The sequence below is a fragment of the Dactylosporangium fulvum genome, from assembly GCF_025137375.1.
Lineage (GTDB): Bacteria > Actinomycetota > Actinomycetes > Mycobacteriales > Micromonosporaceae > Dactylosporangium > Dactylosporangium fulvum.
Genome location: NZ_CP073720.1, coordinates 10,364,025 through 10,386,854 on the forward strand (window position 1 = coordinate 10,364,025; position 22,830 = coordinate 10,386,854).

Annotated in this window: 21 protein-coding genes; 12 read left to right on the forward strand and 9 right to left on the reverse strand. The window is 70.6% G+C overall.

Features of this window, described 5'->3' with window-relative positions; translation table 11 throughout:
- Positions 1-61: 61 nt before the first annotated feature.
- Positions 62-1,498, reverse strand: a complete 1,437-nt coding sequence (locus tag Dfulv_RS47810) for a GuaB1 family IMP dehydrogenase-related protein (protein WP_259860424.1) — start codon at positions 1,496-1,498, stop codon at positions 62-64.
- Positions 1,499-1,604: 106 nt separating this feature from the next.
- Here Dfulv_RS47810 and Dfulv_RS47815 point away from each other — a divergent pair, with 106 nt between their 5' ends.
- The 3 genes from Dfulv_RS47815 to Dfulv_RS47825 all read left to right on the forward strand — a co-directional run bounded on the left by Dfulv_RS47815 (position 1,605) and on the right by Dfulv_RS47825 (position 4,609).
- Entirely contained in the window at positions 1,605-1,991 is a 387-nt protein-coding gene (locus tag Dfulv_RS47815) for a CBS domain-containing protein (RefSeq protein ID WP_259860425.1), read from the forward strand.
- Positions 1,992-2,187: 196 nt separating this feature from the next.
- Positions 2,188-3,279 (forward strand): aminotransferase-like domain-containing protein, encoded by a 1,092-nt coding sequence (locus Dfulv_RS47820; protein ID WP_259860426.1) that lies wholly within the window; start codon positions 2,188-2,190, stop codon positions 3,277-3,279.
- Positions 3,280-3,478: 199 nt separating this feature from the next.
- A complete protein-coding gene (locus Dfulv_RS47825; protein ID WP_259860427.1) occupies positions 3,479-4,609 on the forward strand; it encodes a magnesium and cobalt transport protein CorA in 1,131 nt (376 codons plus the stop codon).
- Between the two features lie 71 nt (positions 4,610-4,680).
- On the opposite strand, the gene Dfulv_RS47830 is transcribed toward Dfulv_RS47825, so the two are convergent.
- Positions 4,681-5,274, reverse strand: coding sequence for a hypothetical protein (locus Dfulv_RS47830; protein ID WP_259860428.1), 594 nt, complete (start codon positions 5,272-5,274; stop codon positions 4,681-4,683).
- Between the two features lie 224 nt (positions 5,275-5,498).
- Here Dfulv_RS47830 and Dfulv_RS47835 point away from each other — a divergent pair, with 224 nt between their 5' ends.
- Both Dfulv_RS47835 and Dfulv_RS47840 read left to right on the forward strand, forming a co-directional pair.
- Positions 5,499-6,044: a peptidylprolyl isomerase gene (locus Dfulv_RS47835; RefSeq protein WP_259860429.1), complete on the forward strand. Its 546-nt coding sequence runs from the start codon at positions 5,499-5,501 to the stop codon at positions 6,042-6,044.
- 35 nt (positions 6,045-6,079) lie between these two features.
- On the forward strand, positions 6,080-7,048 hold the full coding sequence (locus Dfulv_RS47840; RefSeq protein WP_259860430.1) for a rhomboid family intramembrane serine protease: 969 nt from the start codon (positions 6,080-6,082) through the stop codon (positions 7,046-7,048).
- Here the strand turns inward: Dfulv_RS47840 and Dfulv_RS47845 are convergent, their stop codons facing one another.
- Positions 7,049-7,663: a TetR/AcrR family transcriptional regulator gene (locus Dfulv_RS47845; protein WP_259860431.1), complete on the reverse strand. Its 615-nt coding sequence runs from the start codon at positions 7,661-7,663 to the stop codon at positions 7,049-7,051.
- 68 nt (positions 7,664-7,731) lie between these two features.
- On the opposite strand from Dfulv_RS47845, the gene Dfulv_RS47850 reads away from it, so the two are divergent.
- From Dfulv_RS47850 to Dfulv_RS47865, 4 genes are all read left to right on the forward strand, one after another.
- Positions 7,732-8,187, forward strand: coding sequence for an SCP2 sterol-binding domain-containing protein (locus tag Dfulv_RS47850; RefSeq protein ID WP_259860432.1), 456 nt, complete (start codon positions 7,732-7,734; stop codon positions 8,185-8,187).
- A gap of 120 nt (positions 8,188-8,307) precedes the next feature.
- Complete coding sequence (locus Dfulv_RS47855) at positions 8,308-9,522, forward strand: acyl-CoA dehydrogenase family protein (RefSeq protein WP_259860433.1); 1,215 nt, start codon at positions 8,308-8,310, stop codon at positions 9,520-9,522.
- 4 nt (positions 9,523-9,526) lie between these two features.
- A complete protein-coding gene (locus Dfulv_RS47860) occupies positions 9,527-11,080 on the forward strand; it encodes an AMP-binding protein (RefSeq protein WP_259860434.1) in 1,554 nt (517 codons plus the stop codon).
- A 59-nt stretch (positions 11,081-11,139) separates the two neighbouring features.
- Entirely contained in the window at positions 11,140-12,423 is a 1,284-nt protein-coding gene (locus Dfulv_RS47865; RefSeq protein ID WP_259860435.1) for a hemolysin family protein, read from the forward strand.
- On the opposite strand, the gene Dfulv_RS47870 is transcribed toward Dfulv_RS47865, so the two are convergent.
- The 5 genes from Dfulv_RS47870 to Dfulv_RS47890 form a co-directional block, all read right to left on the reverse strand.
- Complete coding sequence (locus tag Dfulv_RS47870; protein ID WP_259860436.1) at positions 12,414-13,196, reverse strand: hypothetical protein; 783 nt, start codon at positions 13,194-13,196, stop codon at positions 12,414-12,416. The genes Dfulv_RS47865 and Dfulv_RS47870 overlap by 10 nt on opposite strands.
- The gene (locus tag Dfulv_RS47875; RefSeq protein WP_259860437.1) at positions 13,187-13,675 is read right to left on the reverse strand and encodes a SigE family RNA polymerase sigma factor; all 489 of its coding nucleotides are present in this window, start codon (positions 13,673-13,675) and stop codon (positions 13,187-13,189) included. Before Dfulv_RS47875 ends, Dfulv_RS47870 begins: the two co-directional genes overlap by 10 nt.
- Positions 13,676-13,803: 128 nt before the next feature.
- Entirely contained in the window at positions 13,804-14,568 is a 765-nt protein-coding gene (locus Dfulv_RS47880; protein WP_259860438.1) for an LPXTG cell wall anchor domain-containing protein, read from the reverse strand.
- Between the two features lie 156 nt (positions 14,569-14,724).
- A complete protein-coding gene (gene purD, locus Dfulv_RS47885; protein ID WP_259860439.1) occupies positions 14,725-15,984 on the reverse strand; it encodes a phosphoribosylamine--glycine ligase in 1,260 nt (419 codons plus the stop codon).
- Positions 15,985-15,994: 10 nt separating this feature from the next.
- Positions 15,995-17,281 carry an adenylosuccinate synthase gene (locus Dfulv_RS47890; RefSeq protein ID WP_259860440.1) on the reverse strand — a complete coding sequence of 429 codons (1,287 nt, stop codon included), beginning with the start codon at positions 17,279-17,281 and terminating at the stop codon, positions 15,995-15,997.
- A gap of 92 nt (positions 17,282-17,373) precedes the next feature.
- Here Dfulv_RS47890 and Dfulv_RS47895 point away from each other — a divergent pair, with 92 nt between their 5' ends.
- Together Dfulv_RS47895 and Dfulv_RS47900 are read left to right on the forward strand one after the other, a co-directional pair.
- A complete protein-coding gene (locus tag Dfulv_RS47895; protein WP_259860441.1) occupies positions 17,374-18,249 on the forward strand; it encodes a diacylglycerol/lipid kinase family protein in 876 nt (291 codons plus the stop codon).
- Positions 18,250-18,708: 459 nt separating this feature from the next.
- Positions 18,709-20,532 carry a MinD/ParA family ATP-binding protein gene (locus Dfulv_RS47900; RefSeq protein WP_406568063.1) on the forward strand — a complete coding sequence of 608 codons (1,824 nt, stop codon included), beginning with the start codon at positions 18,709-18,711 and terminating at the stop codon, positions 20,530-20,532.
- Here Dfulv_RS47900 and Dfulv_RS47905 read toward each other — a convergent pair.
- Positions 20,529-20,945, reverse strand: coding sequence for a DUF3151 domain-containing protein (locus Dfulv_RS47905; protein ID WP_259860442.1), 417 nt, complete (start codon positions 20,943-20,945; stop codon positions 20,529-20,531). The genes Dfulv_RS47900 and Dfulv_RS47905 overlap by 4 nt on opposite strands.
- Before the next feature lie 212 nt (positions 20,946-21,157).
- Between Dfulv_RS47905 and Dfulv_RS47910 the strand changes: the two genes are divergently transcribed.
- On the forward strand, positions 21,158-22,378 hold the full coding sequence (locus Dfulv_RS47910; protein ID WP_259860443.1) for an LOG family protein: 1,221 nt from the start codon (positions 21,158-21,160) through the stop codon (positions 22,376-22,378).
- Positions 22,379-22,830: the final 452 nt, after the last annotated feature.

Genomic DNA, 22,830 nt, shown 5'->3' on the forward strand with positions numbered 1-22,830 from the left:
GGCTTCACGACACGCACCATACGGGACCTGCGGGTGACGCGACTATCCGCTGCCGAGGCAATCACCAACTGACGTCGAGCGGTTTCCCCTCCGCATAACCCGCCGCGCTCTGGACACCCACCGTCGCACGCTCGGCGAACTCCTCCAGGTCGGCCGCGCCGGCGTAGGTGCAGGCGCTGCGCACGCCCGCCACGATCGCGTCGAGGATGTCCTCGACGCCGGGGCGGCGCGGGTCGAGGTACATCCGCGAGGTCGAGATGCCCTCCTCGAACAGTGCCTTGCGGGCCCGCTCGTAGACGCTGTCGTCGGCGGTGCGACGGCTGACCGCGCGGGCCGAGGCCATGCCGAAGTTCTCCTTGTAGAGCCGGCCGTCGGCGTCGCGCCGGGGGTCACCCGGGGACTCGTGCGTGCCGGCCAGCCAGGAACCGATCATGACGTTGGACGCGCCGGCGGCCAGTGCCAGGGCGACGTCTCGCGGATGGCGAACACCGCCGTCGGCCCACACGTGGCGGCCCATCCGTTTCGCCTCGGTGGCGCACTCGAGCACCGCGGAGAACTGCGGCCGGCCGACGCCGGTCATCATCCGGGTCGTGCACATCGCGCCGGGCCCGACACCGACCTTGACGATGTCGGCGCCGGCCTCGAGCAGGTCGGCGGCGCCCTCGCGGGTGACGACGTTGCCGGCGACGATCGGCACGCCCGGGTCGAGCGCACGGACCGCGCGCAGGGTGCTGATCATCCGCTCCTGGTGGCCGTGCGCGGTGTCGACGACCAGCACGTTGACGCCGGCGGCGATCAGCTTGTCGGCGCGGCCGGCGGCGTCGCCGGTGATGCCGATCGCGGCGCCGATGCGCAGGCGCCCGTCGGCGTCGACGGCCGGCTGGTAGAGGGTGGCCCGCAGCGCGGAGGTGCGGGTGAGGATGCCGACGAGCCGGCCGGCCCGGTCGATCACCGGCGCCAGCTTGTGGTGGCCGGCGGCGAGCCGGTTGAACGCGTCCTCGGGGGTGATGTCGTCGGGCAGCGTCAGCAGTTTTCGCGACATGACACCCTGCAGCTGGCTGAACCGGTCGACGTCGGCGCAGTCACTCTCGGTGACCACGCCGATCGGCCGGCCGTCCTCGACCACGATCACCGCGCCGTGCGCGCGCTTGGGCAGCAGGTCGAGCGCGAGCGACACGGTCTCGGTCGGCCCGAGGGTGATCGGGGTGTCGTAGACGAGGTGGCGGCGCTTCACCCAGGACACCGCCTCGGAGACGACGTCGATCGGGATGTCCTGCGGAATGATCGCGAGTGCGCCCCGCCGCGCGACGGTCTCCGCCATGCGCCGACCGGCGACGGCGGTCATGTTGGCCACGACGATCGGGATCGTGGTGCCGCTGCCGTCGCGGGTGTTGAGATCCACCGCCATCCGGGACTCCACGGCCGAGCGGCTCGGCACCATGAAGACATCGTCGTAGGTGAGATCGTGAGCAGGCGTCTGGTCGTTGAGAAACCGCACGTTTCTGAACTTTATCTCGATGCCTCAGATGGATGAGCAAGTCTTGAGAGTTGGCCTCGGGGGCGAGAGGATGTCCGTACCGTGCCTTGCGAGGAGTGATGCGCCCATGCAAGTACACGAAGCCATGTCCACGGTCGTGGTACAGCTCGGCCCGGACCATACCCTGCGGCAAGCCGCACAGCTGATGTCCACCCACAAGGTCGGTTCGGCGGTCGTCGCCGATCCCGACGGCGCCGGGGTCGGCATCATCACCGAGCGGGACATCCTCAACGCGCTCGGCACCGGCCTCGACCCGGACGTCGAGCGGACCGCCGAGCACATCACCTGGGAAGTCGTCTACGCCAGCCCGACCTGGACGATCGAGGAAGCGGCGAGCGCCATGGTGCGTGGCGGCTTCCGCCACCTGGTCGTCCTCGACGAGGATGACGTGCTCGGGGTGATCTCCGTGCGCGACATCATCCGGGTCTGGGTCCAGACCACCATTCCGGCCTGACCGGGGCGGGCCCGGGCCCGGCCGTGTCCCAGGTCATACTTCCGGGCCCGACGCTCGGGATGACCGGCGTGGGACGCGCTCGGCCGGAAAAGCACGGCGTCGATCGGGGCATCGGCCGAAAAACCGCTGCACTCCGCCCGGTGGACGAGCCGGAACTCGGCTGAGTCGTCTGCGGCGGCTCTCGTAGGCTGCCATCATGCAGCTCATTTCTTTCGCCCGTGGCGCACCCAGTCTCGACATCATCGACGTCGACGGGCTCAAGGCCGCCGCCGTGCGGGCCTTCGAGGCCGACCCGGCTGGCATCACCGCCTATGGCACGTCCGTCGGCTACCTTCCGCTGCGCTCGTGGATCGCCGCCAAGCACGGCGTGGAGGCCGACCAGGTCATCGTGACCAACGGCTCGCTGCAGGCCGACGCGCTGCTGTTCGAGCACCTGGTCAAGCCGGGCGACGCGGTGATCGTGGAGAAGCCGACCTACGACCGCACCCTGCTCAACCTGCGCAACCTGGGCGCCGAGGTGCACCAGGTGTCCGTCGAGGAGGACGGCCTCGACGTCGAGGAGCTGCGCAAGCTGCTCGAGAGCGGCCTCCGCCCGACGCTGGCGCACATCATCCCGAACTTCCAGAACCCGGCCGGCGTCACCCTGTCGGCTGACAAGCGGCGGGCCTTGGTCGCGCTGGCCGAGCAGTACGGCTTCACGATCTTCGAGGACGACCCGTATGCGGACATCCGCTGGCGGGGCGAGAAGCTGCCGACGATGCTGTCGCAGGACACGACCGGCGTCGTCGTCCACGCCAGCTCTTTCACCAAGACGATCGCACCCGGCCTTCGGGTCGGCTACCTGGTCGGTCCGCAGGCGACGATCGCCGCGATCGCCAAGCGGGCGACGAACCTCTACATCTCGCCGAGCATGGTCGCCGAGGCGGTCACCCACCAGTTCTGCGTGAGCGGCGACATCGAGCGGTCGATCGCCAAGGTGTCGGCGACGCTGGGCGAGCGCGCCCGGCTGCTGGCCGACGGCCTGCGCAAGCACGTGCCCGACGCGCGGTTCGTGGAGCCGGACGGCGGCTACTTCCTCTGGGTGGAGCTGCCGGCGGACGTCGACACGACGGAGCTGGAAAAGGTCGCGGCGCGGGACTTCGGCGTGGCCGTGGTCAAGGGCAGCGACTTCCTCCTCGAAGGCGGTCAAAACGCGGTCCGGCTCGCGTTCTCGGCCGTGCTGACGGATCAGGTCGACGAAGGGGTGGCCCGCCTGGCCGCGGCGATCGAGGCTGTTCGCAAAAGCTGACACCAAACCGTGATGATGGGGGTGGTTCCCCAGCCGGTACCGGATGGATCAAAATCCAGCCCGGCGCGCTTTTGCGAATCGCGCTGCAGGCATCACCCCCCGCCCCCCAACGGCACCGGGTGGGCCGACCGCGCCCCCCACCCCCCACCTGCGGTCGGTCCACCCGGTGCCAACTTTTCTTTCCGCCTGGGAGGTCGTGATGGCCGACAATCAGCAGAACACCGCCGGCTCGCTGTCGCGTGCCTTCTCCCGACCCGTCCGGGCGATGTCGCGGATGCTGAGTTCGCCTGCGCCGGCCGTGCCGGCGGTGCAGCCCGCTGTGGGCAGCTCGATCGTCGACTGCGCGCTCTACGTCGACGGCGTCCGCCAGCCCGGCGAGTGGCACTACGCGGAGGCGCTGCACGCCGCGCGCCGGCACCGCAGCGGCTTCGTGTGGATCGGCCTGAAGGAGCCGCACGCCGACGAGATGTCGGCCATCGCCGAGACGTTCGAGCTGCACGAGCTGGCCGTCGAGGACGCGGTGACCTCGAAGCAGCGGCCGAAGGTCGAGCGGTACGGCGAAATGATCTTCGTGACGATGCGCACCGCGCGGTACGTCGAGCACGACGAACTCACCGACACGAGCGAGGTCGTCGAGACCGGCGACGTGCTGATGTTCATCGGCGAGCACTTCATCATCACCGTGCGGCACGGTGACGCGAGCCGGCTCGCCCCGGTCCGCTCCGGCCTGGAGCAGCGCCGGGAGGTGCTGGCCCGCGGGCCGTGGGCGGTCGCCTACGCCGTCGCGGACAGCGTCGTCGACACGCTGGTCGAGGTGGCCACCGGCATCGAGGAGGACGTCGCGGCGGTCGAGGACCAGGTGTTCACCCCGTCGCGGACCACGGGCACGAACCGGATCCAGAGGGTGTACCAGCTGAAGCGCGAGCTGATGGAGTTCAAGCGCGCCGTGCTGCCGCTCCAGCGGCCCCTCGCCGGGCTGGCCACCGGCCAGTTCACGGAGGTGCCCGACGAGATCCGCCGGTACTTCCGCGACGTCAACGACCATCTGGCGCGGGCGGTCGAGCAGGTCCTGTACCTCGATGACGTCATCAACTCCGTGCTGCAGGCACGGCTGGCGCAGGTGAGCGTCGACCAGAACAACGACATGCGCAAGATCGCCGCGTGGGCCGCCATCGCCGCGGTCTGGACCGCGATCGCGGGCATCTACGGGATGAACTTCGAGTTCATGCCGGAGACCAAATGGGTCTTCGGCTATCCGGGCGTGATGGCGTTGATCGTGGCGATCTCTGCCGGGCTCTACCGCGCGTTCCGCCGCAGCGGCTGGCTCTGAGCACACCTGAAGCGCACATAGGTGGGCCGTCCCCCGTGGCCGGGGACGGCCCGCCTACGTGATCGATCATGCTAAGAACGACTGTTCTTCGACGCCGTCTGCGGCATCGAGGACTTGTCGTGCTCACCGCCGCCGGACGTGCCGGTGCCGGTGCTCTTGCTGCCGATCAGGTCGGAGGCGCGGTCCTTCGCCGCCTCACCCATCGTCTTGGCCTTTTCGACGCCGGCGTCCATCGTGGACTTCGCCGAATCGAGCATCGCGCCGGTGTCGCCGGTCGTGCGGGTCGAGCCGTACTCGTCCCAGGCCTGCTGGTTGCGCCGGCGCCGCAGCATGGCGGACGCCATGCCCACTGCCGCACCGGCGACCAGGAGGCCACCGACCGTCATCGGCCAACGCCGCGTGCGGCCCTGATTCCCCGTCATCCTGGCTTTCCCCTTGCGCCCCATCTTCTCGGTCTTCTTGCCGGCCTGGCGGGAGCGGTCGCGAGCGATCACGAGCACCGCGTCCATCCCGCCCATCGCCGCGCCCTGTGCCTTGCGCAGACCCGGCTTGACCGCCTGACGGGCGGACTCGACGCGTGGCGCCAAGGCGCCCGAAGCGCCATCGGCGGCATGCGCCGCGGCCATCCGCAGGTGATCGAAGCTTTCCCCGAGCTCGTCCCGCATGAGCCGGCTGTGCGTCTTCACCTGACGACGTCGAAACACTTGCTCCACCTCCCGTGGCCGCGAAACCGTCCAACCCCGGTTACCCCATTCCGACCGGGGAGAACCTCACGGACGTCACCGCTGCTGGTCATCGTGCCCCGAACGGGCGGCCCGCACACCCGGATCCGGCAGAATGCCCGTCGGATACGGTGATGACGGAATGTCACCAATGAAAGGGAGAAGCGGTGGCCGAGCAACTGTTCGCGACGCTGCACACCAACGCCGGTCCCATCCGGCTTGAGCTGTTCCCCAACCACGCGCCGAAGACGGTGCGCAACTTCGTGGAGCTCGCTGACGGCACCAAGGAATACACCGACCCGCGCACCGGCCAGCCGGGCTCGGGCCCGTACTACAACGGCGTCATCTTCCACCGCGTGATCGACGGCTTCATGATCCAGGGCGGCGACCCGACCGGCACCGGCCGGGGTGGCCCCGGCTACACCTTCAACGACGAGATCCACCCGGAGCTGCACTTCAACCGGCCGTATCTGCTGGCGATGGCCAACGCGGGCATCGACCGTTTCACCGGTGGCGGCACCAACGGCTCGCAGTTCTTCATCACGGTGGGCCCGACGCCCCACCTCAACGGCAAGCACACGATCTTCGGCGAGGTCGCCGACGACGACTCCCGCAAGGTCGTCGACCAGATCGCCGGCACGCAGACCGGCCCGGGTGACCGCCCCCGGCAGGACATCGTGATCGAGCGGGTGGAGGTCGAGCGGGTCGCATGAAGGGCTAACCCGGAAGGGCTAGCTAACCTTGGTGCATGACTCAGCCGCCGGCGAACGTGGTCCCCGTCTGCTACCGGCACCCCGACAAAGAGACGTATGTCCGGTGCACCCGCTGCGACCGACCGATCTGCCCGAATTGCATGAACGAGGCGTCGGTCGGCTTCCAGTGCCCGGAGTGCGTCCGCGAGGGTGCCAGGTCGCAGCGCCCTGTGCAGACCATGTTCGGCGGCGGCAGGTCAGGCGTCCAGGGCACGGTGACGATCACGCTGATCGTGATCAACGTGCTGGTGTTCGTCGCCTCGATCATCAGCTCCGGCCGCGCCGACGCGATCGCCGGCGGCGGCCTGGGCGGGCTGCTGGGCGGTTCCACTCCGCTGCACGAGTGGGGTGCGCTGGTCACCTACCCGGCGGGCGAATACCTCGACGGGCCCAACGCGGGCCTGAAAGTGCTCCTGCCGGGCGGGATGCACGACGGTGAGTACTACCGGATCTTCACCTCCATGTTCCTGCACTACGGCATCCTGCACCTGGCGATGAACATGTGGGCGCTGTGGGTGCTGGGCCGCCCGCTGGAGGCCCTGCTCGGCCGGATCCGGTTCCTGGCGCTCTACGTGGTGGCCGGCCTCGGCGGCAGCATCGCCGTCTACCTGTTCGCCAACCCCACCTCGCACACCGCCGGCGCCTCGGGTGCGATCTTCGGCCTGTTCGCCGCGCTGATCGTGGTCCTGCGCAAGATGCGGCGCAGCGTCGCGGGGATCATCCCCGTGCTGGTGCTCAACCTCGTCATCACGTTCAGCGTGCCGGGCATCTCGATCGCCGGGCACCTCGGCGGCATGGTCACCGGCGCGCTGGTCGCGGCCGGGCTGGCCTACGCGCCGCAGAAGCAGCGCGGGCTGATCCAAGCCACCGCCGTCGCCAGCGTGGTGGTCGTGCTGGCGGTGCTGTTCGCGATGCACACCTCGACCCTGACCCCGCCGGTCGGCTACCTACCACCCCCGCAGTAGTCAGGCGCGCCAGACCTTGCCCTGCAGGAGGGACTCGGCACCGACCCAGACGAAGTTCATCATTCGCGTCGCGGTGTGTTCCGGGTCCTCCTCCTCGTGGTCGGCGAGCCAGTCGGCCAGGGACTCGGCGGCGCCGACGTAGGCGTAGGCCATCGCCATGAAGTCGCCCGGGCGGGCGGGGACCGCGGCCGCGGCGCAGGCGCTCTCCAGCAGCCCGGCGACGACCTCGACGATCCGCGCCCGCATGCCGGCCAACTCGCCGGCGAAGTGCGGCTCGCTGCGCGCCTGGCGGTACAGGACCCGCCAGCCGTCGCGGTGGGCGCCGACGAAGGCGAAGAAGGCCCGCAGGCCGTTCCACAACTGCTCGTCGGGGCGGGCGGTGGGCCGTACACCCGCCGCCACCGCCTCCATCAGGCGGGTCGCCTCCCGTTGCAGGCAGGCGACGAAGAGCTCGTCCTTGGTCCCGAGGTAGGCGTAGACCATCGGCTTGGAGATGCCGGCGACCTCCGCGATCTCGTCCATCGAGGCCGCGTGGAAGCCGCGGCGGGCGAAGATCTTGACCGCGGCGTCGAGCATCTGCTGCTCGCGGACCACGCGCGGAAGCCGTTTCAGCATCTTGCCACCTTACCTACTCATGCGTAATGTTACGCGCGAGTAGCTATACATCAACGGAGGCCATCGCCATGACCGACCTTGACGCCCTCGGCGATTTCAACAACGTCGACCCGAAGCAGTTCGCGCAGCTCGTGAAGAACGCGCCGGACTCGCAGCTCGCCGACATCATGAAGAGCGACCAGCGCGGCAAGGTCCTCGACACGATCTTCTCCCGCTTCCCGGAGCTGTTCCGTCCCGACCGCGCCGGCTCGACCAACGCGGTGATCCACTGGACCATCACCGAGCGGTCCGACGGCGGCGTCGACACCTACGAGCTGGTCATCGCCAACGGCGCCTGCACCCTGTCGCCGAGCCCCGACCAGGACCCGAAGCTCGCGATCACGGTCGGTCCCGTCGATTTCCTCAAGGTCGTCTCCGGCGCCGGCAACCCCATGATGATGTTCATGACCGGCAAGCTCAAGGCCAAGGGCGACCTGGGCCTCGCGGCCAACATCGCCAACCTGTTCGACATCCCGAAGGCCTGACCGCCCGCCACCCTCCGCGCGATCTTGGAGTTGTGGTCCAGTGCTTATACCGATATTTCCGACATTCCCTGGACCACAACTCCAAGATCGCGCGGCTCGGGACGACACGAAGGAGGGCACATGCCGGAGTTCTCGCTCGACCTGAACGAGGAGCAGCGTGATCTCCGTGACTGGGTGCACGGCTTCGCCGGCGATGTCGTACGACCGGCTGCCGCGGAGTGGGACACCCGCGAGGAGACGCCCTGGCCGATCATCCAGGAGGCGGCCAAGATCGGCCTCTACGGGTTCGAGTTCCTGGCCAACTGCTGGGCCGACCCGTCCGGGCTGTCACTGTGCCTGGCCAACGAGGAGCTGTTCTGGGGTGACGCCGGGATCGGCATGGCGATCTTCGGTACCAGCCTCGCCGTGGCCGCGATCTACGCGTCCGGCACGCCCGACCAGATGCTCGAGTGGGTGCCGCAGTGCTTCGGCGACGCGGCCGACCCGAAGGTCGCCGCGTTCTGCACGACCGAGCCCGAGGCCGGCTCCGACGTCGGTTCCATGAAGACCCGGGCGCGCTACGACGAGGCCACCGACGAGTGGGTGCTCAACGGGCAGAAGGCCTACGCGACCAACGGCGGGATAGCCGACGTCCACGTCGTCACCGCGAGCGTCGACCCGGAGCTCGGCTCCCGGGGACAGGCCGCTTTTGTCGTGCCGCCCGGCACACCCGGGCTCAACGGCTCGAAGAAGCTCAAGAAGCTGGGCCTGCGCGCCTCGCACACCGCCGACGTCTTCCTCGACGACGTGCGGGTGCCGGGCCGCTGCCTGCTCGGCGGCAAGGACGTCCTCGACGCCCGCCTCGCCAAGGCCCGCGAAGGGCGCAAGGCGCAGGGCCAGGCGGCGATGCGCACGTTCGAGCTGTCCCGCCCCGCGGTCGGCGCACAGGCGCTCGGGGTGGCCCGCGCCGCGTACGAGTACGCGCTGGACTACGCGAAGAGCCGCGTCCAGTTCGGCCGGCCGATCATCGAGAACCAGGCCATCGCGTTCGCGCTCGCGGACATGAAGATGGAGATCGACGCCGCCCGCCTGCTGGTCTGGCGGGCCGCCTGGATGGGCCGCAACAACCGCCCGTTCGAGGCCGGCGAGGGCTCGATGAGCAAGCTCAAGGCCGGTGAGGTCGCCGTGGCCGTCACCGAGAAGGCCGTGCAGATCCTGGGTGGCGCGGGCTTCCTGCGTGAGCACCCGGTCGAGCGGTGGTACCGGGACGCGAAGATCTACACGATCTTCGAGGGCACCAGCGAGATCCAGCGGCTGGTGGTGTCGCGGGCCATCTCAGGCATCTACGTTCGGTAGGGACATGACCGCGAAGAAGACATTCGTCTTGCGCACTCTTGCCCGCCGCAGGGTGCTCGCACCCGGCAGCCCCACCCGCGTCGTGCGGCAACTCAACGCCCTGCGCAGGTGGGGCTTCGGCCTTTTCGGGGAGATGCGGTCCGCCGCCGCACGCTCCCCGGAGCGCGTCGCCGTCGTCGACGAGCACCGCGCCGTCACTTACGGCGAGCTCGACGTGCGGGTCCGCCGCCTGGCCAACGCGCTGCGCGCCGAGCACGGCGTGGGCCCCGGCTCCCGGGTCGGGCTGCTCTGCGACAACTCGGCGTACTTCGTCGAGAGCATGATGGCCGTCATCGCGCTCGGCGCGCAGACGGTGCTCGTCAACACCGGCCTGGGCAACGCGCAGCTCGAGACCGTCGCCCACGACCAGGGCCTGACGCTGCTGCTGCACGACGAGTCGCTGCTCGGCCTGCTCGCCGCGATGCCGCCGCACCTGCCCCGGGTGGCCGTCGAGCGGATCGACGGCCTCATCCGGCGTTCCCCCTCGGCCGAGGTGGAACCGCCGTCCAGCCCCGGCTCCGTCATCGTGCTCACATCAGGTACCACCGGAGCCCCCAAAGGCGCCAGACGGAGAAATCCCGCCGGTCTCGGCCCCCTGGCCTCCGTGGTGTCGCGCATCCCGCTCAACGCCGGCGAGCGCATGTTCGTCGCGGCGCCGCTGTTCCACACCTGGGGGCTCGCCGCGCTGCAACTCTGTCTGGCCCTGCGCGGCACCATCGTCGTCACCCACCGGTTCACCCCGCCGTCCGCCGTGCAGGCCGTGCGCGCACACGGCTGCACGTCGCTGTTCGCGGTGCCGGTGATGCTGCAGCGGTTGCTGGAGGCGCCGGGGAAGATGCCCTCGTTGCGTGTCGTGGCGGCGTCCGGCTCGGCACTGACCGGTCCTCTCGCCACACGGTTCATGGAGGTGTACGGCGACGTGCTCTACAACCTCTACGGCTCGACGGAGACGTCGTGGGCGTCGATCGCCACCCCCGACGAGCTGCGCTCCTCGCCCGGGACGGCGGGCCGCCCGCCCCACGGGACGCGTGTGGCGATCCTCGACGCGGCCGGCCGGCCGCTCCCGACGGGCGTGATCGGACGGATCTTCGTCGGCAACGACATGCTCTTCGAGGGCTACACCAACGGCACCGGCCGCGAGTCGCACGACAGCCTGCTGGCGACCGGCGACCTGGGGCACATGTCCGCCGACGGCCTGCTCTTCGTCGACGGCCGAGAGGACGACATGGTGATCTCCGGCGGCGAGAATGTGTACCCCGCGGCGGTCGAGGACGTCATCGCCGAACTGCCGCAGGTCCGTGAGGTCGCGGTGGCCGGCGTGCCGGACGAGGAGTTCGGCCAGCGGCTGGCCGCCTGGGTCGCGCTGCACGAGGGCGAGTGGGTGGAGCCGGACGCGGTCCGCGAATACGTGCGGCACCGCCTGGCCAGGTTCTCCGTGCCCCGCGACATCCACTTCGTGCCCGCCCTGCCCCGCAACGCCACCGGCAAAATCGTGCGCCGTCAGCTGTTTCCCAGATAGTCCCGCTACCCTGGTTCGGTGGACGGGAGTAGTACCGGGCCGCTCCTGCGGCGGCACCGATGAGTTCTACCTGGGTCGAGCTGACGCTCGTCATTGTGCTTACGCTGTTCAACGCGGCGTTTTCCGGCAGCGAGATGGCGCTGATCTCGCTGCGGGAGGGTCAGCTCCGACGACTTGAGCGGCAGGGCAAGTCCGGCCGCACGCTCGTCCGGCTGGCCCGTGATCCCAATCGCTTCCTGGCAACCATCCAGATCGGCATCACCCTGGCCGGGTTCCTGGCCTCGGCGACGGCCGCGGTGTCGCTGTCGACGCCGCTCACGCCGCTGCTGAGCTTCCTCGGCGGCGCCGCCTCACCGGTCGCCATCGTGATCGTCACGCTGATGCTGACGTTCCTCACGCTGGTCATCGGCGAGCTGGCACCCAAGCGGATCGCCATGCAGCGCGCCGAGGGGTGGGCCCTCGTCGTGGCCCGCCCGCTCTCCGTGCTGTCCGCCCTGCTGCGGCCGGTCAACTGGGTGCTCGGCAAGGCGAGCGACCTCGTCGTGCGCATGGCCGGTGCCGACCCCGACGTCCGGCAGGACGAGATCAGCCCCGAGGAGCTGCGCGACCTGGTCGCCACGCAGCGCACCTTCACCCGGCAGCAGCGCCTGATCATCTCGGGCGCCGTGGAGATCGCCGGGCGGACCCTGCGCGAAGTGCTGGTGCCCCGGCCGTCGGTGTTCAGCCTGAGCGCCGGCATGTCGGCCGCGCAGGCCGCCGCTGAGCTGGCCGGCACCGGTCACTCGCGGGCGCCCGTGGTGAACAACGGGGACCTCGACAGCGCGGTCGGCATCGTGCACTGGGCCGACCTGATCACCGCCGACGGCATGGTGCGCAGCGTCATGCGGCCGGCGCTGCTGCTGCCCGAGTCGCTGCCGGTCGCGCAGGCGATCCAGCGGTTCAAGAGCGAGCGGCAGCAGCTCGCCCTGGTGGTCGACGAGCGCGGCGCCATCGACGGCATCGTCACCCTGGAGGACCTCATCGAGGAGGTCGTCGGCGAGATCTACGACGAGACCGACTCCGACGTCCAGCAGGTCCAGCGGCGCGCCGACGGCAGCATGCTGCTGCCCGGCACCTTCCCGATCCACGACCTCCCCGACATCGGCATCGAGAACGACCACCTGCCCGGCGCGGGCTACACCACGGTGGCCGGCCTGGTCCTGGCCCAGTTGGGCCACCTGCCGACGGCTCCGGGGGAGACGGTGACGGTGGATCCGTGGTCGTTCACGGTGTCCCAGATCCGCGGCCGCGCGATCACCGCCGTGACGGTCCGGCAGGACGCCCACGCGGCCGCTCACGGATAGGCCGTCAGCTCCGGGGCTTCGGCGATCGCGATCATCTGCCCCTCGGTGAACGGCGGCGGCACGCGCTCGATCTGGGTGCTGCCGCCGTTCACCAACACGTGTGTGCCGTCCGGGTGGATGCTGTGCACCTCGAAGCCGCTCAGGGTCCCGCCGGGATGGTATTTCCGGACGACCATGCGGACGCTGCCGGTGGCCGGGTCGGTGGTCAGGGTGCAGTCGTTACCCGCCTGCCCGGGGGTCGGGCACCGCGCTTCCATGGGAGCGAAGTTCGACTCCCGGCTGTCCATGATCGTGACGCTGAGGCCGGCATAACGGAACTCGTCCTCGCCGATCCTGAAACTGGCGGTGTACCCGCAGCACAGCCCCTGGTCCTTCGCCACGATCACCGGAAGCGGGCTGAGGTCGGGGTTGAGGAGCGTCAGGCCGGGCAGTTCGCGGGTCACGACCGCGGTGACGGCCGCGGAGAGACGGACGACCGCCGCGCCGCACGACTCGGTCGCGGACACCGGCGACGGCTCCGGGTCGGCGGTCACCACGGCGGTCGGCGACCGGACGAGACAGGGCAACGGTGGCTGCTGGACGGTCTGCGGGGCACCCTCGTGAAGCCGCGGCACGACCACCGCACCGACCGCCACGGCGGCGACGGCGGCCACCGCGGTCACCCGGTGGATCCGGCGGCTCCGGCGCCGCTCGCCGGCGATGATGGCATCAACGTCGATGCTCGTGGGCGGCGGTTTCCGGGTCGCGGCGTACATCGCCTCGGTCAGGTCCACAGTGGATCCCCCTCCGTCAGCTCGCGAAGCACCTGCAGGGCGCGGGCCGCCTGGCTCTTCACGGTGCCGGTGCTGCAGCCGAGCGCCTCCGCCGTCTCCTCGACGGAGAGGTCGCAGAAGTACCGCAGGACGAGCACGGCACGGCGCCGCGGCGGCAACTCGTCGAGCAGGGCCAGCACGGCGAGCCGCTGCTCGGTCTCCGGGTCCGGCGCGGCACGTTCCGGCACGACGTCGGTCGCCGCTTCGCGGCGCCAGGGCCGGCGGCGTTCATCGAGCCACGCCCGCATGAGCATGCGGCGCACGTAGGCGTCGAGGTGCTCGAAGTCCGCGGCCCGCCGCCAGTGGCGGAACAGCTTGACGAGCACGGTCGAGGTCAGGTCGTCGGCCGTGTGCCAGTCACCGCACAGCAGGAACGCGGTGCGCCGCAGGCGGTCGAGGTTGCCCGCGACGTACTCGCGGTACGCCTGCTCCGACGCCATCCGCGCTCCTCTCCTGGAAACTCACCCGGGAAACGGAGCCACTGCGGCGCGGGGTTGCCCGGCCGGCGAACAAAAATCAACGGCGGCACCGGAGGTCCGGTGCCGCCGTTGCGCGAGTCGCGGATCGGTCAGGCGACAAACTTGATGTTGCGCCGGCGACGGTAGGTCAGGAACAGCACCGCGCCGATGACCACGAGGCCACCGCCGATGCCGCTGAGCAGCGGGACGTTCGAGCCGGTGACGGGCAGCTGCGGCCCGGCGCTCGGGCTCGGCGACGCCGAGGTGGGCGTGGCAGCGACGGCCTTGAGGCAGGTGCTGACCAGCTCGAAGGAACCCTCCTCCAGGAACGGATCGGTCTCCGCGAAGCCGAACTCGATGTTCCAGTGATCCGGGGTGCGGACCCAGCCGCCCTTCCCGGTGAGCTTGCCGCTCACGCCGGCCGGGGCGGGCTTGACCGGAAAGTCGTCCTCGCCGGGGACGGGCTCTTCCTCGCCGGCGGCCCGAACGAGCGCCTTCTTGTCACCCGGGGCGACGGCCTTGAGGGCGTTCAGGTCGACGTCGATGAGGAAGATGCCCTTGTCGTTGAGCAGCAACGGAACCCAGTCGCCGTCACCACGGTTCTTCTTGTAGAAGAACACGTAGTTGACCACCTTGCCGGCGCCGGCCGGCGTGCTGTAAAGCCAGCCCTGCGCGTCGGTGGCCGGCTTGCCGTCCGCAATGCCGGAGCAGTCCTTGGTCTCGAAGGCGTCGGCCGTGGTCGGCTGGGTCGAAAGAACCGGAACGCCGACCTCGTCCAGAGGGCCCCTGGCGTCGGCGGGGGCACCGAGACCAGCGACGACAAACGTGGTGGCGGCAGCCGCGGCACCGAACCGGGTGATTCCCCGTAGCTTCATTTGGGTCCTCTTCAATCGAAGATTCACAGAGGGACCCGGGGAATCTCCCAGCTATCTCCCAGCTCAGCAACCATCGCGATTTGGACTTAATGCTTCCTTAAACCGCAGTCCGGCACACCGGAGAATCAATGTCTGGCCGAACGGCTGAGGTCCGTCTCACGTTGCGTGAACGGGAACGGACACGCGGTTCTCCGCCGCGGCGAGCGCGATGTCCGTGCGGAACTGCGCCCCCTCGAACTGCACTCCGTGCACCAGTTGATATGCCGTGCGGCGCGCATCGTCCAGCGTCTCGCCGAGCGCGGTGCAGGTGAGCACACGGCCACCGTTCGTCACCAGCGCGCCGTCGGGCCGCCGGGCGGTGCCGGCGTGGATGACGCCGGGAACGCCGTCGGCACCGGTGATCACGTCGCCCTTGCTGGACGACTCCGGGTAGCCGGCGCTCGCCATCACGACGCACACCGCGGCACCCGAGCGCCAAGCCAGCGGCGGGTCCTCGGCCAGCCGGCCGATCGCTGCCGCGTGCAGGACACCGGCCAGCGGCGTCTCCAGGCGGGCCAGGACGACCTGCGTCTCGGGATCGCCGAACCGGCAGTTGAACTCGATGACCTTCGGGCCGTCGGTGGTGAGCGCCAGGCCGACGTAGAGCACACCGGCAAACGGCGTCCCCCGGTGGCGCATCTCGGCCAGCGTCGGCTGCACCACCTCCGCCATCACCCGGTCGACCAGGTCGGCGGGGGCCCACGGCAGCGGCGAATACGCCCCCATGCCGCCGGTGTTGGGGCCGGCGTCCCCGTCGTGGATGCGCTTGAAGTCCTGCGCCGGTTGCAGCGGTACCGCCGCTGTGCCGTCGGTCACGACGAACAGCGAGACCTCGGGGCCGGCAAGGTACTCCTCGACGACCACCCGCTCGCAGGCCGCGCCGTGGGCAAGGGCGTCGTCACGGTCCTCCGTGACGACCACACCCTTGCCCGCGGCGAGCCCGTCGTCCTTGACCACATACGGCGGGCCGAACGCGTCCAGCGCCGCCTCGAGCTCCTCCGGGGAGGTGCACACGAACGAGCGGGCCGTCGGCACGCCGGCGGCGCTCATGACGTCCTTGGCGAACGCCTTCGAGCCCTCCAGGGCCGCGGCCGCCTGGGACGGTCCGAAGCAAGGGATGCCCTTGGCTCGTACCGCATCGGAAACCCCCGCCACCAGGGGTGCCTCGGGCCCGACGACAACCAGATCGGCTCCGCTGTCGACGGCGAGCGCCGCGACGGCGGCCGGGTCGAGCGGGTCGACCTCCGCCAGCTCGCCCAGCGCCGCCATGCCCGGGTTTCCGGGCGCGCAGATCAGAGTGGTGACCGCCGGGTCCGCAGCGAGAGCAGCGGCGATGGCGTGTTCACGGCCGCCGGTGCCGATGAGGAGTACGCGCACGGCCCCAAGCCTAGAGCAGGCTGTGGCGCACCACGTTTTCGTCCCGGCCGGGTCCCACCCCGACGATGGACACACGGGTGCCGGCGAGCTCCTCGATCCGCTCGACATATCGCTGCGCGTTGGCCGGCAGCTCGCTGAACTCCCGGGCGCCGGAGATGTCCTCCCACCAGCCGGGCAGCTCCTCGTAGATCGGGGTGGCGTGGTGGAACTCGGTCTGCGTCAACGGCATGTCGTCGGTGCGCTTGCCGTCGACCTCGTAGGCGACGCAGAGCGGCACCGTCTCCAGGCCGGACAGCACGTCGAGCTTCGTGACGACCAGGTCGGTGATGCCGTTGAGCCGGGTCGCGTATCGCGCGACGACCGCGTCATACCAGCCGGTGCGCCGCTCGCGGCCGGTCGTCGTGCCATACTCCCGGCCGACCTTGCGCAGGTGGACACCGTTGTCGTCGAACAGCTCGGTCGGGAAGGGGCCCGAGCCGACGCGCGTCGTGTAGGCCTTGGTGACGCCGATCACCTGGTTGATCGCCGTCGGCGGGATGCCCGCGCCGACGCAGGCGCCGCCCGCGGTGGGGTTGGACGAGGTCACGAACGGATACGTGCCGTGGTCCATGTCGAGCATCGTGGCCTGTGCGCCCTCGAGCAGGACCGTCCGGCCCTCCTCCAGGCCCTTCCACAGCACCGCGCGGGTGTCGGTGATGTACGGCCGGAGCCGCTCCGCGTAGGTGAGGTATTCCTCCACCACCGCGTCGACGTCGATCTCCTTGCGGTTGTAGACCTTGAACAGCACCTGGTTGCGCTCGCGCAGCACGATCTCGAGCTTCTTGCGCAGAATGCCCGGGTCGAGCAGGTCCTGGACCCGGATGCCCATGCGCGCGACCTTGTCGCCGTAGGCCGGGCCGATGCCACGGCCGGTGGTGCCGATGCGCGACGAGCCCAGGTAGCGCTCGACGACACGGTCCAGCGCCCGGTGGTGCGGCATGATGAGATGTGCGTCACCCGAGATCATCAGGCGGGACACGTCGACGCCGCGCTCGGCCAGCCCGTCGATCTCGGTCAGCAGGACCTTGGAATCGATGACCACGCCGTTGCCGATCACGATGGCCGCGTTGGGCCACAGCGCGCCGGAGGGCATGAGGTGCAGGGCAAACTTCTGCCCGTCCGGCGTCACCACGGTGTGACCCGCGTTGTTGCCGCCGGAATAGCGCACGACGTAGTCGACGCCGCCGCCAATCATGTCGGTAACCTTGCCCTTGCCCTCGTCGCCCCACTGAGCGCCGATGAGCACGATCGCTGGCATGTCTGCTCGCCCTCCAAGGCGGTCGGGTGACCCCCGGATGCCAGGCTAACAACCCCGAGCAGTGCCGCTTACTACGAGGAAGGCTGACAACGGTGGTCGACGTCGTGTTGCTCGCGCTGGGCGAAGGCACGGAGTGTGCCTGCGAAAACGGCGCGTGCGGCACGCGTACCCCCATTCTCACCTGCCGCGATGCGCTGCGCGCGGCGGGTGCCCAGGTCGAGACGGTGATCGCGCACACCGACGCCGAGATCGACAAGGCCCTGGCCGCGTCGCAGTCCGCCCGGCTCGTCGTGGCGACCGCAGCCGACGGCCAGCTGCGCGCGGTCATGCGGCGCATGGTCCGGCTCCACGCGCCGGCTCCGAGCAAGCGGCCCGACACGCTGGCCGACGACCGCACCATCCCCGACCTGCCGCCCATCGGCATCCTGCCGCTCGGCCCCGACCCCACCGACCTCGCCACCCGGCTCGGCCTGCCGCGCAAACCCGCCGACGTCGCCGCGGCCGTGATCGGCGGCCGGACCCGGCGCCTCGACCTGCTGCGCAACGACGGCGGGTCGGTGACCCTCGACGGCGCGCTGCTCGGCGGGGTCACCGCGCAGGGGACCACCGGCACGTTCCTGGCGCGGGTCGAGGTGGACGACACGATCCTGGCCGACGGCACCGAACCCGTGCTGATGTCGGTGATCGCCAACGCCTCGCGCTACGCGACCGTCGACGGCCTGCCACTGGTCACCGCGCCTTCTTTGGAGGATGGCGTACTGGATGTGGCCGTCGCCGTGCCACGCGCCTCCCGCCGCCTGTTCCGCCGCCCGCGCGTCGAGATCGAGGTGCGGCGCGCCCACGGCCGGGCGGTCGCCGTGACCCCGCGCGTCGACGTCCCGTTCGTCGACGACGGCGTCGAGGGCTCCCTCAGCCGCAAGCGCTCCTGGTGGATGGAGCGCGGCGCCTGGGCCGTGTACGTGCCCTGACCTCCACCTGTTGGGTGTCGGACCTCGATCCGGTCGCATACGGTGGAGAGCTCATCGCGGGAGGTAACTGCTGTGGACGACGGGATCTGGCCACCGGACGAGGACATCGCGGGACCGCGACCGGAGCGATCCGCCGGGTCGCCGCCGCCCGCGACACGCACACCGGAGCAGGTAGGCTCGCCGTGGTCCCAGCCGCCGGGTGAAGCTTGGCCGGGCAGCATCCACCACGGACGCCCCGTGCCGCACGTGCCCCCGGCAGGCGAGCCCGTGAAACCCTCTTCGGCGATCCCGGTCTCCGGCCCGGGCGCGTTCCCGGTCTCCGGAACCGGCGCCGTCCCCATGCCCGGCGACAGCGCGATCCCCGTGTCCGGAGCCGGCGCGATCCCGGTCTCCGGAGCCGGAGCTGTCCCCGTGTCCGGCGACAGCGCGATCCCGATCTTCGGACCCGGGGCTGTCCCCATGCCCGGCAACAGCGCGATCCCCGTGTTCGGACCCGGCGCGACCTCCGTCACAGACACAGGCGCGATCCCCCTCGCGGACGCCGGCGCCGCCTCCGGCGCGGGCGCAGGCGCAGGCCCGGTGCCGGAGCGCGGGGCTCGAGAGGGGGCTGGGACCGGCGGCGCGGGCGCGGGCGCGGGCCCGGTGCCGAGCGCAGGCCCAGTGCCGAGCGCAGGCCCGGTGCCGAGCGCAGGCGCCACTCCCGCACCACCGCACGCCGGCCCGCCGCAGCCGCCCAACGGCGGCTCGGTGAATGTCGGCGCCCGTCCGCACACCGCACCTCCACCGCCCGTCGGCCAGCCCCCGCACTCCCCGCCGCCACCTGCCGGCCAGCCCGTGCACACCGCGCCGCCGCCGGTCAGCTCACCGCCCCACGCCGGGCCACCGCCGCAAGGGCAACCACCCCAACCCGCCGGCCCACCACCACACGCCGGGCCGCCACCCAAGCCCGTCAGCTCACCGCCCCACACTGCGCCGCCACCGGTCGGGGCACCACCACACGCCGCACCACCGCACGCCACGCCACCACTGCATACCGCACCGCCCCACGCCGCACCACCGCACGCCACGCCACCACCTCACCCCAGGTCGCCGCAGCCTGTCAGCTCGCCGCCCCACGCCGGGGCGCAGCCGCCGCACGCCGCACCGCAGCCGCCCTACACCGCGCCGCTGCCGCCCGGTGGGGCGCCGTATGCCGGGCCGGGTCGGCCGGCGCAGGAGCCTTACGTTCCGCCGCCGCGACAGGAAGATCCGTCCGAGGGCTTCCCGCCCGATGAGGCGTATGGGCCGGTTGACGGGGCACTGGGCGTACCGCCGCTGCCACCGATGCCGCCGTCCAACTGGTCCGATGGCAGCACGCCCACCGCCGACGAGTTTGCCCGGCGACGGCAGGCCCGACCGGCCGACCCCGTCGCCGTACGCGGGGTCCGGGGTGCGCTGTCCAGGGGCACGCTCGGCCTGGTCACGCTGCCGCCGGGACGGCGGGAGGCCGAGTATCGGCAGTACGTCGAGATGGTGCGCCGCAACTTCGGCGGACTCCGCCAGGTCACTGTTGTGAACCCGAAGGGCGGCGCGGGCAAAACCGTCGCCGTTCTGCTGCTCGCGATGACCTTCGGGCAGAAGCGCGGCGGCTACGTGCTGGCCTGGGACAACAACGAGACCCAGGGCACACTCGGCATGCGGGCCCAGCAGGACTTCCACACCCGGACGGTGCGGGACCTGCTACGGGATCTCGACCACTTCCAGGGGGCGCAGGGGCGCGTCGGTGACCTCTCCCAGTACGTCCGGGCGCAGGGCGAGGGCATGTTCGACGTGCTCGCGTCCGACGAGTCGGCGACCGCGGGTGAGATGCTGACCGCACAGGCGTTCGGCGAGATCCGTGACGTGGTCAGCCGGTTCTACAAGCTGATCGTGGTCGACACCGGCAACAACGTGCGCGCCCAGAACTGGCAGGCCGCGATCGACGCGACCGACCAGCTCGTCGTGACGATGTCGGCGCGCAACGACTCCGCCGAGACCGCGTCCCGGATGCTCGACCACCTCGAACAGCACGGCCGGCAGCGGCTGGTGCGGCAGGCCGTGACGGTGGTCTCGATGCCGCCCAGCCGGCGGCACGTCGACGTACCGGCGATCACTCGGCACTTCGCCGCACGGACGCGGACGGTGATGCTGGTGCCGTACGAGCGGTTCATCGACTCCGGGGAGCCGATCCGCTACGCCGGGCTGACCTCCGCCAGCCGCGACGCCTGGTTGAAGGTCGCCGCGGCCGTTTCGGAGGGGCTCTAGCGGTTCAGCGCCGCGGTGGCCGCCGGGTCGCTGTCGTTGAGGAACTGGGCGCAGCGGTCGGCCTCCTCGGCCTCGCCGATCGCGGCGGCCGCCTGGCCGAGGGCGTGGAGGGCACGCAGGAAGCCCTGGTTGGGCTCGTGCGACCACGGAATCGGCCCGGCGCCCCGCCACCCGCTGCGGCGCAGCTGGTCGAGGCCCCGGTGGTAGCCCGTGCGGGCATACGCATACGCGGTCACCGGCTCGTCACTCTCGATGGCCAGCTCGGCGAGGCGGGCCCACGCGGCGCTGTACGCGGGGAAGGCCGCGGCAACCGCCTTGACGGCCTCTTCGGTGTCGGCTTTCGCGAGCAGTTCGGCGGCGTGCGGATCGGCCGGGAGCAGCGTCGGATCGGGCTGAGGCAGCAGGTTCTGCATATCGGCCATTACATCAGGTCCGTCCCGGGTCGGCCGACGCCTCCGCAGAGGTGGCTAAACGGTTGAGGCCGCGTCCCGCGACCGGGGGGTGTGTGCGCCAAGGCACAGGGACTACAAATGGAAGTCCGGAGCCTCCCCAGGACCCGGTTACGCGATGGCCCGATCTTCACCGGTCGGGCCATCGTCTTGTGTCCTCCTGACAGGATGATCGGGTGCCTACTCCGCCACCGCCTGACATCGTCGCGCTCCACGATCACTCGCCCGACGAGATCGAATCGCCCGCGGAACTGCTGTTCCACCTGCGCACTGGATCACTGGCGAACAAGACCGTGCAGGGCCTCGATCTGGCCGCCGTAGACCTGTCCACTGTGGACGTGCGCGACACGCTGTTCATCGGCTGCCACTTCGGCGAGCTCAACACGGTCGTCGACCTGCTGCTGCGCGGATCGGTGGTGGTGCCGGAGTTCGCCGGCCTGCCGTACCCGACGCACCCCTCCCAGCTGTACGCACCCGAGGACCTGTCGGCCGGCTTCACCTCCGACGGCTTCGCCAGCATGTTCGACACCGTCGTCTACCAGCACTTCCGGGCGACGGGTGGGGCGACGCCGGAGATCCGCGAGGCGGTCGCGCAGCGGATGCACGACTCCGGCATCGACAACGCCCTGGCCAACGTCACCGCCGGCTGGATCGGCGCGCGTGGCCCGTCGGCGGCGGTCGGGATCATGGGCGGCCACGCGGTGCCGCGCGGCTCCACCGAGTTCCGCGACGCGGCCGAGCTGGCCTGGCGCCTCGCGCGTGCCGACCGCCTGGTCGTGACCGGCGGCGGCCCGGGCGTGATGGAGGCCGCCAACCTCGGGGCGTTCCTGGCCGACCACCCGCTGGAGACGCTGCGCGACGCGATCGACAAGCTGGCGACGGCGCCGGACTTCCACGATCATGATCCCTACACGGCGGCGGCTTTGGCGGTACGGTCAGCCTTCGCCCAACCCGTGCCCCCCACGCCGGACTCGGTGGAACCGGCCGACCAGGTGGCGGTGGACCCGGTGACGTGGGCGCGCCGCGGCGGCCTGGCCATCCCGACCTGGCTCTACGGCCACGAGCCGGCCAACCTGTTCGCGGCCAAAATCGCGAAGTACTTCTCGAACGCGATCCGCGAGGACACGATCCTCCGCCTGTCCCGCGGCGGCATCGTGTTCGCGCCGGGCATGGCGGGCACGGTGCAGGAGATCTTCCAGGCCGCGACGAAGACGTTCTACGCGACGGACGGGGCGAGCGGCCCGTTCGTGTTCCTGGACGTGAAACACTGGACCGAGAAACTCCCGGTCCGCGGCCTGCTCGAGCCGCTGCTGGCCACGTCCCCGGTCGGCGACCTGCGCCCGTTGCTCCACATCACCGACGACGTGGCCGAGGCCGCGGAGATCTTGACGGCCTGACGTTCCCGTCCGGGCGAAGCGACCAGCCGATCCATGATCGGGGAAACTTCGGGTTGCCTGGGCGACCGGAAGTTTCCCCCGATCATGAGGTGATCCCGCCGCAGGTCAGCGGGGAACACGGCGGGGCCATGTGGCGTCGGGACCACGGCGGCGGGCAAGACGGCACCACCACGTATCGCAGCCAGCACGAACCGCGGCCACCACGGACCACGGCCAGCACAGACCACGACCGCCACGGCAGCGGCCAGGACCGCGGCCCAGCACGGTCCACGGCCAGGACCAGGGGGCTGCATGGATCGTGACCAACACGCGGAGCGTGTCGACCGCCGCCGCCACGGTCACAGACCGAACCGCCAGGATCGGACCTCCACCCCGACCCGGAGCAATCCCAACTACTCTAAGTAACTAGAGTGTTACTTTGGGTCCGCATGCGTAGTGGGTGCCGCATCCCT